The sequence below is a fragment of the Streptomyces auratus genome (assembly GCF_050433025.1).
Classification (GTDB): Bacteria; Actinomycetota; Actinomycetes; order Streptomycetales; family Streptomycetaceae; genus Streptomyces; species Streptomyces sioyaensis.
In genome coordinates this window covers 3883374-3900716 of the sequence record NZ_JBNGCB010000003.1, presented here as the reverse complement: position 1 = coordinate 3900716, position 17343 = coordinate 3883374, and the positions used below count along the sequence as shown (strand labels likewise).

The 17343-nt window shown below is 72.2% G+C and carries 11 protein-coding genes; 8 read left to right on the top strand and 3 right to left on the bottom strand.

Features of this window, described 5'->3' with window-relative positions; translation table 11 throughout:
* Window positions 1–30 precede the first annotated feature (30 nt).
* The 8 genes from BKA18_RS36185 to BKA18_RS36150 are packed head-to-tail and all read left to right on the top strand — an operon-like array spanning window position 31 to window position 8179.
* Window positions 31–1212, top strand: a complete 1182-nt coding sequence (locus BKA18_RS36185) for an SDR family oxidoreductase (RefSeq protein WP_366048059.1) — start codon at window positions 31–33, stop codon at window positions 1210–1212.
* On the top strand, window positions 1209–2204 hold the full coding sequence (locus BKA18_RS36180; RefSeq protein WP_366048060.1) for a nucleoside-diphosphate kinase: 996 nt from the start codon (window positions 1209–1211) through the stop codon (window positions 2202–2204). The genes BKA18_RS36185 and BKA18_RS36180 overlap by 4 nt, the downstream gene beginning before the upstream one ends.
* A gap of 15 nt (window positions 2205–2219) precedes the next feature.
* The gene (locus BKA18_RS36175; RefSeq protein ID WP_366048061.1) at window positions 2220–3197 is read left to right on the top strand and encodes a ScbA/BarX family gamma-butyrolactone biosynthesis protein; all 978 of its coding nucleotides are present in this window, start codon (window positions 2220–2222) and stop codon (window positions 3195–3197) included.
* Window position 3198: 1 nt separating this feature from the next.
* Window positions 3199–3846, top strand: coding sequence for a nitroreductase family protein (locus BKA18_RS36170; protein WP_366048062.1), 648 nt, complete (start codon window positions 3199–3201; stop codon window positions 3844–3846).
* A gap of 8 nt (window positions 3847–3854) precedes the next feature.
* A complete protein-coding gene (locus tag BKA18_RS36165) occupies window positions 3855–4751 on the top strand; it encodes a UbiA family prenyltransferase (RefSeq protein ID WP_366048063.1) in 897 nt (298 codons plus the stop codon).
* 16 nt (window positions 4752–4767) lie between these two features.
* Window positions 4768–6048 carry an amidohydrolase family protein gene (locus tag BKA18_RS36160; RefSeq protein ID WP_366048079.1) on the top strand — a complete coding sequence of 427 codons (1281 nt, stop codon included), beginning with the start codon at window positions 4768–4770 and terminating at the stop codon, window positions 6046–6048.
* Window positions 6049–6107: 59 nt separating this feature from the next.
* A complete protein-coding gene (locus tag BKA18_RS36155; protein ID WP_366048064.1) occupies window positions 6108–6977 on the top strand; it encodes an SAM-dependent methyltransferase in 870 nt (289 codons plus the stop codon).
* A gap of 8 nt (window positions 6978–6985) precedes the next feature.
* Entirely contained in the window at window positions 6986–8179 is a 1194-nt protein-coding gene (locus BKA18_RS36150; protein WP_366048065.1) for a macrolide family glycosyltransferase, read from the top strand.
* 74 nt (window positions 8180–8253) lie between these two features.
* Here BKA18_RS36150 and BKA18_RS36145 read toward each other — a convergent pair whose 3' ends face one another.
* The 3 genes from BKA18_RS36145 to BKA18_RS36135 all read right to left on the bottom strand — a co-directional run bounded on the left by BKA18_RS36145 (window position 8254) and on the right by BKA18_RS36135 (window position 17115).
* Window positions 8254–8688 carry a cold-shock protein gene (locus tag BKA18_RS36145; RefSeq protein ID WP_040902049.1) on the bottom strand — a complete coding sequence of 145 codons (435 nt, stop codon included), beginning with the start codon at window positions 8686–8688 and terminating at the stop codon, window positions 8254–8256.
* Between the two features lie 188 nt (window positions 8689–8876).
* Window positions 8877–9908 carry a ketoacyl-ACP synthase III family protein gene (locus tag BKA18_RS36140; protein WP_366048066.1) on the bottom strand — a complete coding sequence of 344 codons (1032 nt, stop codon included), beginning with the start codon at window positions 9906–9908 and terminating at the stop codon, window positions 8877–8879.
* Between the two features lie 34 nt (window positions 9909–9942).
* Window positions 9943–17115: a type I polyketide synthase gene (locus tag BKA18_RS36135; RefSeq protein ID WP_429638795.1), complete on the bottom strand. Its 7173-nt coding sequence runs from the start codon at window positions 17113–17115 to the stop codon at window positions 9943–9945.
* Window positions 17116–17343 lie beyond the last annotated feature (228 nt).

The following is a 17343-nucleotide window of genomic DNA, read 5'->3' as shown; positions in this document are numbered from 1 at the left end:
GAGTGCGGCACGGAGAGAGGAGGCAGGTCGATGAAGGAGAGCCTGAGGGTTCTGGTGACCGGCGCGGCCGGGCTGGTCGGCGCGGAGGTCACCGCCCGGCTGGTGGCGGCCGGGCATGAGGTGACCGCGCTGGTCCACGACAACCCGGTGCTCGTACGCAACGACGGCACCCGCCTGGAGACCGGCGCGGTCACGTGCCTGTCCGGCGATGTGAGCAAGCCCCGGCTAGGCCTGCCGGAGGCCACATACCAGGCGCTGGCCGCGGGCGGGCTCGACCGGATCGTGCACTGCGCCGCGATCACCGACTTCGGCCTTCCCGACGAGGTCTACCAGGCGGTCAACGTCGACGGCACCGCCCACGTCGTCGAGCTGGCCCGCGCCGGCGGCGTTCCTCTGGTGCACGTGAGCACGGCCTACGTGTGCGGTGAGCGCGACGGGCTGATCCGTGAGACGGAGCTGGACGAGGGCCAGCAGCTCGCCAACGCCTACGAGCAGAGCAAGTTCCGGGCCGAGACCTTGGTGCACAAGGCCCAAGCCGACGGGGTGCGCGCCGCGATCGTCCGCCCCAGCATCGTGGTCGGCGAGGAGCGCACCGGCGTGGTGCGCGACTACAAGAACATCTACGCCGTCCTGAAGCTGACCACCGAGGGCAGGGTCCGTTCCCTGCCCGGCCAGTACGAGGCGCGGCTCGATCTGGTGCCCGTGGACTATGTGGCGGACGTCGTCACGGAGGTCACCCACCGGTTCGAGGAGGCGGCGGGCCGCACCTTCCACGCGGTGGGGGCACCGCTGACGCTGCGGGACTTCTCCGATGTGATGGCCGAGTACCCCCCGTTCCAGGTGCCGCGGTTCGTCCCTCCGACGAGCTTCGACGCCCAGCGGCTGTCCCGGCGGGAGCGGCTGTACTACGAGCGCGTCATGACGCTGTACGCAAGCTACTTCCGGCGCCGGATGCGTTTCGACGACTCCCACACGGCAGGTCTGACCACCCGCCGGGCACCCGAGAACGGGCAGGAGTTCCTGCGCACGATCTTCGACCACTGCCTGGAGTCGGGCTACTTGGGCGTTCCACCCGCCGATGGCACGGAGGCAGGCACCCGGCCGGACGTCGCGGGACCGCACGCGACCGCCGTGGCGCACGGGGCCGGCTCGGCCGCCGTGGCGCACGGCACCGGCTCGGCCGAAAGCGGCGCGATCGGAGCCGGCCGATGACCGGCGACACGGCGAACGGCCGCCCCTTCGGCGACGACATCTCCCCGGCCCTCAGCTGCGATCCGCGCAAGCGCACCCTGTTCGGCTCGGACACCTACTTCCTGGAGAGCCTCGAACAGCTCGGCACCCTCACCGCCGACGTCGACGGCTTCCTCCACCGGCACGCCGCGCTGCTGCTCAAACCCGATGCCGTGGTCAGCCGGCAGATACCGACGACGGTCGACTGGCTGGCCCGCGGCGGCTTCCGGATCGTGGCCGCGGAACGCACCCGGCTCACCCGTACCGCCGTGCGGGCGCTGTGGTACTTCCAGTGGAACCTGGCCACACCGCAGCGCCGCCGTCTCGCCGACATGTTCATGGACTCGTGCGACGCGCTGGTGCTCGTGGTGCGCCCCGAAGCGGACGAAGGCGGGGCTCCGCCGGCGTCGGTCGTCGTGACCGAGCGGAAGGGCCCGACCGACCCGCGGGCCCGGGTCCCCGGCCAGCTCCGCTACGAGATCGGCCGCTACAGCTATCTGCTCAATCTCGTCCACACGCCGGACGAACCGGCCGATGTGGCACGGGAGTTGGGCATCCACTTCGATACGGCGCTCCGGGAGCGGGTCTACGCCTCCGCGCTGGCGGGCGACGACCAGTCGGCCCGGGCACGTGAGCTGGCCGGACAGTTGCACGCCGAGGTGCCCGAGCGGGATCTCACCTTCGAACCGGCCGCGGAACGGCTCAAGCGGGCCGTGCAGGAGGCGGAGGAGTCGCTGGCCTCCGGTGCCGTCCGGGACGAACTGCGCGCGGCCCGGCTCGCCGCATGGGACCAGGACGGCTACCGGCGGCTGATGGAAGCAATCTGGCGGGCCGGCCTTCCGCTCGACGCCTGGGACGTGGTGATCGTCGGCACTCATGTGCTGCCGATGAAACGCACGGGGCTGGGCCCCGTGCTCGACGGAGTCAGCGTGCCCGACTGGCAGCGCCACATGGCGCAGCTCGCGGTGCGGTAACGCGGAGGGAGAAGCATGGACACGGTGGAATTCAGCCGCACGGTGCCACGGGAGCTCGTCCATCGGATGAGCCTCACCGAGGTATTCGTGACCGGCGTCCTCGCCCGGGACGAGGACACCCTCGACGTCGGGATGCAGATACCCCGCTCGCACGCCTTCTACCGGGACACGGCGGGCTGCCACCACGTCTACGACCCGATGGTCCTGGTGGAGGCGGCCCGGCAGACGCTCATCATGCTGGGCCACCAGCTCTTCGAGATGCCGTTCGGCACGAAGTTCATCCTGCGGGACATCGCCCTGCGCGACACGGACCCGGCAGCGCTGACGGTGCACGGCGTGCCCACCGAGGTGGTGCTGCGCTGCCGCATCCTGCGCCGCTTCCATGGCCGCGAGGGCGTGTCGGGGGCACGGGTGAGCTACAGCGCGCTGATCGGCGACCGGGTGGCGGCGACGCTGGAGTGCAACATGTCCTGGGTGACGGCCACCCGTTGGCAAACGATGCGCGAGGAACGACGAGCCGCGCTGGGGTTGCCCCTCAACGCCCCCTTCGAGGCCCACGACTCGGAGCGGCGGATTCCCAAGGCTCTGGTCGACCGCAGGGATCCCGCGAACGTGGTCATCTCCCCGCTCCGACTCCCGCCGGGCGGGGACGGTACGGGGACCGCGCGACTCGTCGTCGACACCGGCCACCCCGTCCTGTTCGACCACCCCCTGGACCATGTCCCCGGCATGCTGATCCTTGAGGCGTTCCGGCAACTGAGCATCGCCACCGCCGTCGAAACCGGGACGCTGCCGTCGGCGTCGGCCGTCCTCACCGGACTGAGCGCGCGCTTCACCGGCTTCGGCGAGCTGGATCTGCCGATCACCTGCGAGAGCGTCCGGACGGCAGGCGACGGGACGAACGCCGTGCTGCGCTGTGCCATGAAGCAGGACGGACGCACCGTCGCCGACGGCGAACTGCGCCTCACCGCCGCACCACGGACGCGGGGTTGAGATGACCGGCGCCCCTGACAGTGCCCCCACCCTCGACATCGACGAGTTGCTGACCCGCACCCCCACCGTGCGCCGCAGGCTCGATCTGTCGCGACCGGTCTCCCGGCCGCTGCTCGCCGAGTGCCTCCAGCTCGCCCTCCATGCACCCAATGGAGGAAACCGGCAGAACTGGCGCTTCCTGGTGATCGACGATCCGGAGACGAAGGCCGGGATCGCACGGCACTACAAGTCCGCCTCGGACGCCTATCTCGCCGCCACTCCCCCGGCGGCGATGAGCGAGAAGGCCGTGGCCGGCGTCCGCTACCTCGCCGACCATCTCCACGAGGTGCCCGCGCTCGTCCTGGCCTGCGTACACGGACGGCTGCCCGCAGACGCACCACTCGCCCGGCAGTCCGGCTTCTTCGGCACCATCTATCCGGCGCTGTGGAGCTTTATGCTCGCGGCCCGCAGTCGTGGCCTGGGCACCGCGCTGACCACGGTGCACCTCGCCCACGAACGCGAAGTGGCGACGCTGGTGGGTCTCCCGGCCGACGAGTTCACGCAGGTCGCCCTGGTGGCCGTCGGGCACGTCACCGGCGGCCCCGGCTTTCGTCGCACCCGGCGGAGGCCGCTTGACGACGTCATGTCCTGGAACCGGTGGGACAGTTGAGTGCCGCCTTGACGGCCTCCCGTGTGCCGGCCCGGCTGGGCCGTTTCGTCCTGCGGATGTTCCGCCCGCAGATCTACGTCACCTATGGCGTGCTGTGGACCCTGGCCCTGGAGGGCACGGCGGAGGCACTCTCGGGACCCTCCTCGCACTGGACGCCTTCCTGGTCAACCGTGGTGCGCGCGGTGAGCGTGGTGCTGGCCCTGCTGTTCGCCCGCATGGTCGATGAGCAGAAGGATCTGGACTACGACCGCCGGCACCACCCGGACCGGCCCTTGGTAACGGGCGCCATCACGGTGGCGGAGTTGCGCGGTGCCATGGCGCTGATCGCCGTACTCGTCGTCGTGCTCAACACGCTCGTCTCGGCCCTCTCCGTCCTGCTGATCCTGCTCGGCCTCGGATACACGCTGTTCCTGGTCGCGCTGGAACACTGGTCCCCGCGGATCGGCGAGGGCCTCCTCGTCAATCTCCTCGTCAGCTACCCGGTGCAGTTGCTGCTCGCCGTCTACCTCTATCTCTCGCTGCTGACCAGCGATGCGATCGACGGTGACGGGCGGGCTGTGCCCTTGCTGGCCATGTTCGCCTGCGCCTTCCTCCAGTTCGAGTTCGCGCGGAAGACCGAGTGGCGGCGGGACCCGCAGGCACGGCTGTACTCGGAGGTGCTCGGCCCGCGCGGCAGCGCGGCGGTCTCGCTCGCGCTCGCCGTGGGCGCGGTGGCACTCGCGCTCCTGCTGTTCGGGGCGGCCGGCTGGGTGCCGGCGCTGAGCATCGTCTTCCCGGCCCTCGGCGCCTGGCGCTTCCTCGTGCGCAGAAAGCCCTCCGGGCTGATGCTCCCGGCGATGGGCTTTGTGCTCTTTTTCCACCTGCTGTGTTTCTACGAGTCCACAGCGATCGGAATCGGACGGTGAGAGAACGGTGCGAGAGGTGCAGCCGGTGATCATCGACCACGTCCGGATCTTCGACGGGGAGCGGATGCTGGGCCGCGGCTCGGTCGAGTTCGCCGACGGGGTCATCACGCGCGTCATGACAGATCCCGCCCCACGGGCATCCGCATCGGCATCGGCATCGGCATCGACCGAGGTGATCGACGGAGCGGGCCTGACGCTGCTGCCAGGGCTGATCGACGCGCACACGCACGTATTCGGTGCCGAGAGCAATCTCGACATGGCGCTGGCCTTCGGGGTGACGACCGAACTGGACATGTTCATGGGCCCGCCGGACGCCACCCGGGCCCTGTGCACGGCGGCCGGCGAGCGCGCCGACCTCGCCGATCTGCGCAGTGCGGGGCTGCTGGCGAGCGCGCCCGGAGGGCACCCCGGCGTCACCATGCCCGACCTGCCGACGGTGGCCGGGCCTGCGCAGGCCGACGACTTCGTGGCCGCCAGACAGGCGGAGGGCGCCCACTTCATCAAGATCATGGTGGAGGACGGCGCGCACCACGGGGTGTCGCTGCCCGCTCTGGACCGGGCGACGGTGACGGCGCTCGCCGAGGCCGCGCGGCGCCGGGGCCTGCGCACCGTGGCTCACGTGGCCGCGCTGTGGTCCGCGCGGCTCGCCCTGGACAGCGGCGTGGACATGCTGACGCACCTACCGCTGGAAGCAGCTCTGGACGACGCGTTCGTCCGCCGGACCGCAGAGGAGAAGCGGGTCGTCATCCCCACCCTGGTCATGCTGGAGATGTCCACACCGCAGACCTCCCGCTCGGCCCACACCGGACGATCGCTGGCGGACGACCCGCAGATCGCCGGCCATCTCCCGGAGCACGCCCGTACCGCGATCGCGGAAGGTCACGAAGGCCTCTGCATCGAGCCGGCCTCCCCCGGACAGCACTTCACCCACGCCCTGTCGAGTGTCCTCAGCCTGCACCGGGCCGGCGTGCCCGTGCTGGCGGGCACCGACGCCAACTACCGGCCGGACCGTGCCTGCCCGGTCGTCCACGGAGCCAGTCTGCACGCCGAGCTGGCCCTCCTCGTGGCGGCCGGACTGACTCCGGCGGAGGCGCTCACGGCGGCGACCTCGGCGCCCGCCGCGCACTTCGGTCTCGCCGACCGCGGGGTGATCGCGCCGGGGCGGCGTGCGGACCTCGTCCTCGTCCAGGGCGACCCCACGAAGGACATCCGTCGCACCCGGTCGATCGAGGCGATCTGGCGGGGCGGTGTCCGCTTCGACCGCGCGGCGTACGGCAAGCGCGCCGCCACCTCATGAAGCCGCCGCCGCATGAACGGGAGCGACATGACAGCGAAGCACACGAAACGGAGGACCACGTGACCGACGGACGCAAGCGCTTGGCGGGGGTCAGCAGCACCGCGCTGGTCGTGGCGATCGCCCGCGCGGCCGAGAGCGACCGCCCGGACCGGCTGTTCGAGGACTCCCTGGCCAGGCGTTTCCTCGACGCCGCGAGCGTCGACCAGCAGGCGCTCTGGACCACCGGGCAGGGAGAGCTGTTCGCCGAGGCCATGGGCGACTACTTCGCCCTGCGCACCCGGTACTTCGACGACTACTTCAGGCAGGCGTGCGCGGCGGGCTGCCGCCAGGTGGTCGTGCTCGCGGCGGGCCTGGACACCCGTGCCTTCCGGCTGGACTGGCCGGCCGGGGTACGCCTCTTCGAACTGGACCAGCCCGAGGTGCTCGCCTTCAAGGAGGACGTCCTCCAGGACGAAGTGCCGTGCTGCACACGCGAGGTGATCGCGGCGGACCTCCGCGAGGACTGGCCCTCGCTGCTGGTCAAGCGCGGCTTGCGCGCACACGAGCCGACGGCCTGGCTGGTCGAGGGGGTACTGGTCTACCTGACCGAGCGCGACGCGGATCACCTGCTCGACCGGATCAGCACGCTGTCGGCGCCGGGCAGCCACCTGTCGGTGGAGCATGTCACCCGGTCGATGGTGAACACGGACCAGGCCCAGGAGGCAGCAGCGGCCGCGCCGGAAGGCGTCATGAAGCTGCTGTCCTCCCTGTGGAAGAACGAGATGACCCGGCCCCCCGCCGACTGGCTCGCGGCCCACGGCTGGAGCGCCGAGGAAGAACCCCTGACCCACCTGGCACAGCGCCATTCCCGCCCGGTCCCCCCGGCCTTCGACCCGACCCTCCCCGGCACCGGCCGCGTCGGACTCTTGACGGCCGTCCGCTCTTCTTAAGGACACCCATGCCCCGTCACATCGTCGTCCTCAGCATCCCGGCCCATGGGCACCTGCGCCCCTTGCTGGCGGTCACCGAGCAACTCGTCCGGCGAGGACACCGCGTCAGCTTTCTGACCTCGGAGGAGTTCGCGCCCGCGGTGCGGGCGACGGGCGCCACCGCGCTGCCCTACGACAGCCTGCTGACGGAGGCCCTGGGCCCGGGGCAGTACCAGACACTCACTTCGGACATGCTGGCGTGGTCGGGCGTGCTGTTCCTCCAGGAGAGCGCGCAGCTGGTGCCGCTGGCCCGGCAGCTCTTCGCCGACGACGTACCCGACCTGGTGCTGTACGACATGATCGTCGGCCCTGCGGGCCGGGCCCTGGGACAGCTCTGGGACCGCCCCGCGGTGCAGTCCACCCCCTCGATGGCGTCCAATGCCCACCACTCGCAGCTGCGCACGGTCCATGAGCAGTCCGGGGTGCCCGACGACCACCCGGCCGTGCTCGAACTCTTCGACCGGGCCCAGCAGTTCGCGACCGACCTGGGACTCACCACCACACCGGAGTACCTGGTGGACTGGGGTGCCGACCGGAGCCTCGTCTACGTGCCCCGGGAGTTCCAGCAGGCCGGGGAGACCTTCGGGGACGAGGCGGCGTTCGTCGGCCCCTGCTTCTCCGCGGAGTACACCCGGGACACCTGGGACGCCCCCCGGGACGGGCTGCCGCTCGTCGTGCTCTCGATGGGCACCCTCTACAACAACCAGCCGGACTTCTTCGCCACCTGCGTGCGCGCCTTCGACGGCCGGCCCTGGCGCGCGGCGATCACCCTCGGGGGCGGAATGGACCCCCGGACGCTGGGCCCGCTGCCGTCGAACGTCACGGCCCATGCGTGGATTCCCCAGCTGGCGGCGCTGCGGCGGGCCGACGTCTTCGTCACTGCGGCGGGGGTGGGCAGCCTGATGGAGTCGCTGTACACGGGCACGCCGCCCGTGTTGGTCCCGCAGATGCCGGAGACCGAGGTGGCGTCCCGTCGGGCGGTGGAACTGGGGCTCGGCACGCTGCTGGAACCCGCGAAGATCACGGAGGACACGCTGCTGGGCGCCGTGCGCGAAACGGCCGCAGACGAGGCGCTGCGCGCACGGGTGCGGCGCATGGCCGAGGTGTGCGAACGGGCCGGAGGCGCCGTACGGGCCGCCGAGGCGCTGGAGTCCTGGTGCTGACCACGTTGCCCGGCCCAGCGCCGGTGTGACGGCCGCCCCGCACGGCCCGCGCCCGGGCCGTGCGGGACGGTGGGTCAGGACTCGATCCAGTGGTGGGTCTGGACGAGTTCCATGACGCGCTTGCGCACCTGTACCAGCTGCGCGGCGGTCAGCGTCGGGGCCGCATCGAGCAGGGCCTCGGTCAGTTCGCCGCGGAATTCGGCGGCGGACAGGATCTCGCACACCAGCTCCTCGTCCGACTCGGCGGCGGAGCGCTCCGCCGTCACCGCGCTCGGCGCCGGCCGCCGCACGGTGGCCGTGCGCGCCGGTTCCAGCAGCTGCACCTCACCGGCCTTCAGCCCGCGGTCCCCCACTTCGGTGGTGTACTCGACCCGCAGCCCGCTCCGGAACAGATGCTTCTCGTCGCACAAGTCGTTGGCGTGCATGAAGACATCCTCCCCGCCGGCGTCGGGGGCGATGAAGCCATAACCTCGCACATCGTCGAACCGCACTACCGTACCCGTAGCCACCTCAGGCTCCCCTCATCTCAACCATCAGCACTCACACCGCACACGCTCCGGAGGGGCGCCCTCCGAAGTCACACACGACACCTGTCGCACCTCGGGCCGGCGCCTTCGACAGCCTGCGTTCGACTGTCGGCGGTCCGCCGGCCCGGTTCCACGGTCCGGCCGGTCTCACCCGGCCGCACACAGCGGTGTCACACGGACCACGGAGGCAGATCCAGGATGGTCACGACACTGGCCGTGCAGATCCATCCGGGCCCCTGGGACACCAGCAGGACGTTATCACCCGCGGTCAATTCGCCGGTACGCACGAGGTGTTCCAGCGAAATGAAGACATCTGCCCCGCCGACATGCCCGACCGACTTCCCGTAATCAAAGCTCGATCGCGACATGGGGAGGCCGAGCGGCATCATGGTGCCGAATTCGACCATGCGCCCGTCCATGTTGATCGGGATGACCTTGGCGAGGTCGGAGGCGTTCAGATCCGCGTCGACCAGGGACCGGTGAATGATGTCGAGGTTGAACAGCGTGATCTTCTCCAGGGCCTCGGTCAACGGCATTTCGGTTTCGTTGAACTGCTCGGCCCGCTCCGGCATCGTGGGGTCCGGCCCGTCGCGCTCCAGCAGGGGTCCGTTGCCGCGGTGCCACTTCTCCAGTGCGTGCAGCACCCCCGCGTTGAGCGAGCGCACCTGCGCGAATCCCTCGTCGGCGCTGAGCAGGACCGCCATACCGCCGTCGGAGAAGAAGTAGGACTGGCCGAAGCCGTCGTTCCAGCGGTCGGCTCCCGGGGCGGTGAAGTTCTCGCCCGACGTCAGCAGGACGGCCTCGGCCTCCGCGGCACCGGTCATCTGGCCGATGGCCACCTCCAGCGCCCCCAGCATGCCGTTGCACCCCTGCTGGAGGTATTGCGCAGGGACGTTTTCGAGGGCCAGCTCACGCATGATGTAGCCGGGCGGATAACAGCCCACGGGGCCCTGGTAATTGACGGAGCTGTGGATGTGCGAGCCGATCGCTTCGATATCCAGCTTCGAACGCTCAAGGGCCGTCCGGGCCGCGGAGACCGCCATGTCCATCGCCGGAATGTCGCCTCCGACGTGGGCGCCGGTCAGTCCGTTGCTCTGCGGAATCTCCGCGTCCAGGATGCCGTCGGCGACCGCCTGCTCCGCGCTCGCCCATTCCGGAAGGAATGCTCCCAGCGAGTCGATGTAGACGTCTTCCACCTTCATGAACATTCTCCTCTTTGCGTGCTGGCGGGCCCGATCAGCATTCGAGCAGCTCTCGCTTGAGGTGCTGGGCCAGGGCGCTGGGGTCGGTGAAGTCGAATACCACCGCGGGCGGCAGGGTGAGTTTGGTCGCCGCGTTCAACTCGTTGCGGACGGTCAGCGCCGTCAGGGAATCGAAGCCGAGGTCCTTGAAATCCTGCTGGGCTCCGATCGCGTCGGCGGAGGCATGGCCCAGCACCGTGGCCATCAGACGGCGCACGAGGTCGAGGAGGGTTTCGTCCCGTTCGGCGTCGGTCATCGCGGCGAGGCGGTGCTTGAGCTCGGATGCTTCCGCGGGCGCGTTGCGTGCGGCCGGCCGGGACGGCTTGTGCACCAGGGCGCGCAGCGTCGGCGGCAGGTTCCCGGACGCGGCCTGGCGGCGGAGTTCCGCGGTGTCCAGCCGTGCGGCGACCGGGTTGCCCTGGTCCAGCCCGCATACCGCATCGAACAGCTCCAGGCCCTCGGCGAGCGGGAGCGGGTGTACCGGCAGCCGGGAGGTGCCGGAGGTCGTGAGGTCCCGGCCGGCCCACAGGCCCCAGGCGATGGAGGCCGCCGGGAGGCCGTGCGCACGGCGGTGCCGGGCGAGGGCGTCCAGGAAGACGTTGGCCGCGGCGTAGTTGCCCTGCCCGGCGCCGCCCAGGATCCCGGCGATGGACGAGAACACGAGGAACGCGGAGAGGTCCAGGTCCTTGGTCGCCTCGTGCAGGGCGAGCGCGGCGTCCACCTTGGGCCGCAGCACGGCGTCCAGCCGCTCCGGCGTCAGGGACAGCACGATCCCGTCGTCCATCACCACCGCGGTGTGCACCACGGCCTTGAGCGGACGGTCGGCGGGCAGCGTCGCCAGCAGCCCCGCGAGCGCCGCGCGGTCGGCCACGTCGCAGGCCGCGATGGTCACCCGGGCGCCCAGTGCGGTCAGTTCGGCCTCGATCCCGGCCGCGCCGGGGGCATCGGGCCCCCGGCGGCTGGTCAGCAGGAGGTCGCGTACGCCGTGGTCGGTGACCAGGTGGCGGGCGAGCGCGGCGCCGAGCAGGCCGGTGCCGCCGGTGAGGAGGACGGTGCCGTGCGGGTCGGTGAGCAGCGGGGCGCTCTGGGCCGGCGCGGCGAGCCGGGTCAGCCGCGGGATCCGCAACGCACGTTTGCGCAGGGCCAGTTGCGGCACGTCGGATCCGGCGACCTTGCGCAGGGTGCGCCAGGCGGGCTTGCCGGCGTCGGTGTCCACGAGGGTGAAGCGGCCGGGGTTCTCGGTCTGTGCGGACCGGATCAGCCCCCATACGGCAGCCGTTGTCAGGTCCGGTTCGGCGGTGTCGTCCCAGGCGGCCACCGCACCCCGGGTGAGCAGGATCAGCTTCGAGGAGGCGAAGGCGGGGCTGGTCAGCCACGTCTGGGCCCAGGCCAGCGCCTGCCGGGTGCGGCGGTGGACGGCGTCGGCCAGGTCCGCGGTGGCTCCGTCCGCGGTGGCTCCGTCCGCGGCGGGGGCGGCGGTCATCACCACGAGATCCGGTACGGCGGCGCCGCCCTCGATCTCCTTGGCGAGGGTCTCCAGGTCCGGGTAGGTCTCGGCGTACTGTCCGGCGCCCATGAGGCCGGACCGTGCGCGGAGCGGGTCCTCGCCCACGACGGCCCAGGCCGTCGGGGCGTCCGCGGCGATCGACCCGGCCGGTATCTCGGTCCACTCCACCTGGAACAGGCTGTCCTGCTGTGCCGCGGCGGCGCCCCTGATGGTGCGGGCGGACACCGGCCCGGTGGCGAGGGACTCGATGGTCAGCACGGGCCGGCCGGTCGCATCGGCGGCGGCGATGGTCAGGTCCTCGGATGCCGTACGGGTGATCCGGACCCGCAGGACCGAGGCGCCGGCGGCGTGCAGGGTCACGCCCTGCCACCGGGCGGGCTGCCGCGCCTGCCGCTCGTCGCCGAGGAGTCCGCCCGCCCACACCGGGTGCAGTGCGGAGTCCAGCAGGGCGGGATGGAGGCCGAACGCCGCGGCCTGCGGCGTGCGGTCCTCGGGGAGCGCGACCTCAGCGAAGAGGTCGTCACCGCGCCGCCATACGGCCGTCAGGCACTGGAAGGCGGGGCCGTGGTGGTAGCCGGCGTCGGCCAGGGCGGCGTACACCTCGGCCGGCTCCACGGCGGTCGCCTCCGCCGGGGGCCACACCTCCAGGTCCCAGGAGGGCGTGGGCCCGTCCGCGGTCAGGGTGCCGGTGGCGTGGCACGTCCACGGCCGGCCGGTGCCCTCGTCGTCGCGTCGCGAGTGGATGGCGACGGGCCGGTGGCCTCTCTCGTCCGGCGCGCTCACCGTGACCCTGAGCTGGACGGCGCCCTGCGCGGGAACCACCAGCGGTGCGTGCAGGGACAGCTCTGCCAGCCGGTCGCAGCTCACCTCGTCACCGGCGCGGACCGCCAGCTCGACGAGGGCCGGGCCGGGTAGCACGGCGCTGCCCGCCACGAGGTGGTCGGTGAGCCAGTCGTGGGTCCGGGCCGACAGCCGGCCGGTGAAGAGCAGGGCCTGGGAGTCGGGCAGTTCCACGGCCGCGCCCAGCAGCGGATGCGCTGCCTCCGCCAGTCCCAGGGCTGAGACATCGCCGGCGCCGTCGGGGGGCGTCAGCCAGAACCTGTCGCGCTGGAAGGCGTAGGTCGGCAGGTCGGTCCGGGGCGCCGCGGCGGCGGGGAACGCCGGCCGCCAGTCCACCGGTGCCCCGTGCACCCATGCCTCGCCCAGCGACAGCAGGAAGCGGTCCCAGCCGCCGTCGTCGGCACGCAGCGACGGCACGGCCGCGGCGGAGGATCCGGCGGACTGGAAGGTCTCCTGAAGTCCGACCGCCAGTACGGGGTGGGCGCTGGTCTCGACGAAGATCTCGTACCCGTCCGCCAGCAGGGCGCGGGTGGCGGCCTCGAACTCCACGGTCTGCCGGAGATTGCGGTACCAGTAGGCCTCGTTCAGTTCCGGCCCGTCGACCTGTCCGCCGGTCACCGACGAGTAGAACGCCACCTCGCACGGCCGCGGTGACACGGACGCCAGCACCTCAAGCAGCTCGGCTTCCAGCTGCTCGGTCTGCACCGAGTGCCCGGCGAAGTCGACCGGGACCCGGCGCACCCGCACCCCTTCGCCCTCCAGCAGCGCCATCGCCTGCTCCAGGGCCTCCGCATGACCGGAGATCACGGTGGAGGAGGGACCGTTCACCGCCGCGACGTCGACCTTCCCGTGCCAGCGCTCCAGGTGGGCCCGTACCTCGTCCGCGGGCATGCCCACCGACGCCATCCCGCCGGAGCCCGCCACCCGGGAGATGGCCTGGCTGCGCAGGGCGACGACCCGTGCCGCGTCCTCCAGGCTCAGGGCCCCCGCCACGCATGCCGCCGCGATCTCGCCCTGGGAGTGCCCCACCACCGCGTCCGGCTGCACGCCGAACGAGCGCCACACCTCGGCCAGCGACACCATGACGGCGAAGAGCACCGGCTGCACGACCTCCGCCCGCTCCAGCCCCGGAGCGCCCTCGGCCCCCTCCAGCACGTCCGCCAGCGACCAGTCCACGAAGGCCGACAGCGCCTTCTCGCACTCGGTCAGCCGGTTGCGGAACACCGCCGAGGACGCCGACAACTCCCGGGCCATGCCCACCCATTGGGAGCCCTGCCCGGGGAACACGAAGACCGTGGCGCCCGGCCGCGCGGCCCCCCGCACGACACCGGCACCCGCCTCTCCCCGCGCGAGGGCATCCAGTCCGGCCGGCAGCCCCGCACCACTGCTCACCACCACACCCCGGTGGTCCAGGGCGCTGCGGCCCAGCAGCCCCAGCCCCACTCCCGCCGCGTCCACGGGATCCGCTCCGGCCTCGGCGAACTCCCGCAGCCGGGCGGCCTGTCCGGCCAGTCCCCGCGGTCCGCGGCCGGATACGACCCAGGGCACCACACCGGCGTCCGCGACCGGCTCCGGCGCCGTGTCACCGGCGACGGGCCCGTCCGGTGCCTGCTCCAGGATGAGATGCGCATTGGTGCCGCTGGCTCCGAACGAGGAGACCGCGGCGCGCCGGGGCCGGTCGGTCTCCGGCCAGCTGACCGGCTCGGTGAGCAGCCGCACCGCTCCGGCCGACCAGTCCACGTGCGGCGACGGTTCGTCGACGTGCAGGGTCCGCGGCAGTACGCCCTGCCCGAGCGCCTGCACCATCTTGATCACGCCCGCCACACCTGCCGCCGCCTGGGTGTGGCCGATGTTCGACTTCAGCGAGCCCAGCCACAGCGGCCGGTCCGGTGCCCGCCCCTGGCCGTAGGTCGCCAGCAGTGCCTGTGCCTCGATCGGGTCGCCCAGCGTGGTGCCCGTGCCGTGGCCCTCGACCGCGTCCACCTCGTCCGGGGTGAGGCCGGCCCGGTCCAACGCCTGCCGGATCACCCGCTGTTGGGCCGGTCCGCTGGGCGCCGTCAGACCGTTGCTCGCGCCGTCCTGGTTCACCGCGCTGCCCCGCACCACCGCCAGCACCGGATGCCCCAGCCGGCGGGCGTCCGACAGCCGCTCCAGCAGTACCAGGCCCGCTCCCTCGGAGAACCCGGTGCCATTGGCCGCCGAGGAGTACGCCTTGCAGCGGCCGTCGGCGGACAGCGCACCCTGGCGGCTGAATTCGACCAGGGCGGTCGGCGCGGTCATCACCGTCACCCCGCCGGCCAGTGCCAGGGAGCACTCCCCCTGGCGCAGCGACTGGGCCGCCAGATGGATCGCCACCAGCGAGGACGAACAGGCCGTGTCGACGGTGAGGGCGGGGCCTTCCAGACCGAAGCTGTAGGCGATCCGGCCCGAGGCGATGCTGATCGCGCTGCCGTTGGCGAGATGCCCCTCCAGGCTCTGTGCCGACCGGTCGTGCGGGCCGGGGCCGTAGCCGCCGTGCATCACACCGGCGAACACGCCGGTGCGGCTGCCCTTGAGGGACGCCGCGTCGATCCCGGCGCGTTCGAAGGTCTCCCATGCGGTCTCCAGCAGCAGCCGCTGCTGTGGGTCCATGGCCAGCGCCTCGCGCGGGGAGATGCCGAAGAAGGCGGCATCGAACCGGTCCGCCCCGCGCAGGAACGCCCCTTCGTGGGCGTCCGATCGGCCGGCGGCGGCCGGGTCGCGGCCGAGGAGGCGTTCCAGGTCCCAGCCGCGGTCCGCCGGCAGCGGACCGACGGCGTCGACCCCCTCGGCGACCATCCGCCACAGGGCCTCCGGGGAGTCGCTGCCGCCCGGGTAGCGGCACCCCATCGCGATGATGGCGACCGGTTCGTCCGGCTCCGCGCGCAGCGGGGCCTCGGCGGCGCTCGCCACCGGTTCGTCCAGCAGCTGTGTGTGCAGGTGCCCGGCGAGCGCGGCCGGGGTGGGGTAGTCGAAGGCGATCGCGGCCGACAGCCGCTTGCCGGTCAGGGACCGCAGCCGGTCGCGCAGCTGGACGGCGGCCAGCGAGGTGAAGCCCAGCTCCTTGAACGCCTTGTCGGGCGCGACGTCGTCCGCCGTGCCGAGGCCGAGGACGTCGGCGACGGCCGAGCGCACCATGGTCAGCAGCGCGCGGTTGCGCTGGGAGCCGTGCAGCCGGCGGGTCAGCAGCGCGGCGGCCCGGTCGGCGGAGCCGTCCGCCGAGGAGGCCGCCTCGGTGCGCAGTTCGGCCAGGGGGTTGACCGCCAGCAACCGGGCCGGCAGCTGCGCCAGTTCCTGCCGGGCGATCTTCCCGGCCGGGGTGCGGGGGACGGCGGCGATCTCGTAGAGCGCGTCGGGCACCTTGTAGGCGGACAGCTGCTCGCGGCAGGTGGTGAGGACCAGGTCGGGGTCGATGCCGTCCGGGCCCGGTACCAGGTAGCCGACGGGAACCTCGCCGAGCACCTCGTGCGGGGTGCCGGCGACCGCGGCCTCGGCCACCCCGGGGATTTGCTGGAGGACCTCTTCGACCTCGCCGGGGTGGATGTTCTCACCGCCCCGGATGATCAGTTCCTTGACCCGGCCGGTGAGGGTCAGATATCCGGCGTCGTCGCGGCGGCCGAGGTCGCCGGTGCGGTACCACCCCTCGGACAGCACGGCGGCCGTTGCCTCGGGCTGGTTGTGGTAACCGAGCATGAGGGCGGGGCTGTTGACCCATACCTCGCCCTCCTCGCCGGTGGCGGCCTCGTCCCCGGTCCGTGGATCGGTCAGCCGCAGGTCGAGTCCGGGCAGGGGCACCCCGCAGGAGCCCGCCACCTGCGGGCCGTCCGGCAGGTTCGTGGTGATCGCGCCGCCGGTCTCGGTGCTGCCGTAGCTGGCCAGCAGGGAGATCCCGAAGGTCTCCTGGAACGCGCGCTGCAGCCGGACCGGGCAGGCGGAGCCGGCGACCAGGCACAGCCGCAGATCGGGCGCGGTGAAGCCGCCGTCGCGGGCCGCCTCGACCAGGTGGTGGAACATCGTGGGTACGCCGACGAGAAAGGTGCTGGCCCGGTCCTGCAGGGCCTCCAGGACCTCGTCGGCCGCCAGCCCCGGCATGAGGTGCGCCGTGGCGCCGACGGCCACGACTCCCAGCAGGCACACATTGTGCGACACGAGGTGGAACATCGGCAGCGGCCAGAGCACCCGGTCGCCGGCGGAGAGACCCAGCACCGGTGCGGTGCACGAGGCCGTCGCCCACAGGGACCGGCGCTGCGTCGACAGCACGCCCTTGGGCCGGCCGGTGGTCCCCGAGGTGTAGAGCATCCACGCCGGCTCGTCCAGGCCGAGGTCGTCGCGCGCCGGGGTGGCCGGGTCGGTGGTGGCGAGCGTCTCGTAGTGCGCGGTGCCTTCGGGGGCCGCGTCCTCGCCGGTGACCACGATGCGCAGCCCGGGGCGCTGCGGCAGCATCCGTCGTACCTGGTCGGCCTGGGCCGGACCGGTGATCACCACCTGGGCGTCGCTGTCGTCGAGCAGATGCGCCAGCTCCGCGTCGGAGGACTGCGGGTTGAGCGGCACCCCGACGGCGCTCGCCCGGGAGGCGGCAAGACAGCTCTCCGCCATCTCCACGCAGTTGCCCAGGTAGACGGCCGCCCGGCCGCCCCGGGCCAGGCCCAGCTCCGCCAGCCGGCCGGCCAGCCGGGCGGTGCGCCGGTCGAGCTCGGCGTAGGTCACGCTGCGCCGCGCGTCGGAGAAGGCGGTCTTGCCGGCGAACCGGTCGGCGTGCTCGGTGAGCAACTCGTGCACCGGGCGGATCAGTTCGGTGCGCATCTTGGCACTCACGTCTTTCGCGCTCCCACCACTTCGGAAACAGGTCCTTGCCTCGGGCAGGCGCAGGCCGTCCGGGCAGCCCCGGCACCGGGTCCGGGAACGCCGGGAACATCCTCGTCCACTCTGCCGAGACACGCCCTGGCGAAAGGTCTCACCGGAACGTCATTGCGCCTTACGGGAGGGAGAACACGTCCCGTCGCTCCGACCGTGGTGAAGCGCCGTCCCCCT

Coding starts and splice junctions, on each gene's coding strand:
- BKA18_RS36185 (WP_366048059.1), top strand. CDS start 31: ATGAAGGAGAGCCTGAGGGTTCTGGTGACCGGCGCGGCCGGGCTGGTC.
- BKA18_RS36180 (WP_366048060.1), top strand. CDS start 1,209: ATGACCGGCGACACGGCGAACGGCCGCCCCTTCGGCGACGACATCTCC.
- BKA18_RS36175 (WP_366048061.1), top strand. CDS start 2,220: ATGGACACGGTGGAATTCAGCCGCACGGTGCCACGGGAGCTCGTCCAT.
- BKA18_RS36170 (WP_366048062.1), top strand. CDS start 3,199: ATGACCGGCGCCCCTGACAGTGCCCCCACCCTCGACATCGACGAGTTG.
- BKA18_RS36150 (WP_366048065.1), top strand. CDS start 6,986: ATGCCCCGTCACATCGTCGTCCTCAGCATCCCGGCCCATGGGCACCTG.
- BKA18_RS36140 (WP_366048066.1), bottom strand. CDS start 9,908: ATGAAGGTGGAAGACGTCTACATCGACTCGCTGGGAGCATTCCTTCCG.
- BKA18_RS36135 (WP_429638795.1), bottom strand. CDS start 17,115: ATGCGCACCGAACTGATCCGCCCGGTGCACGAGTTGCTCACCGAGCAC.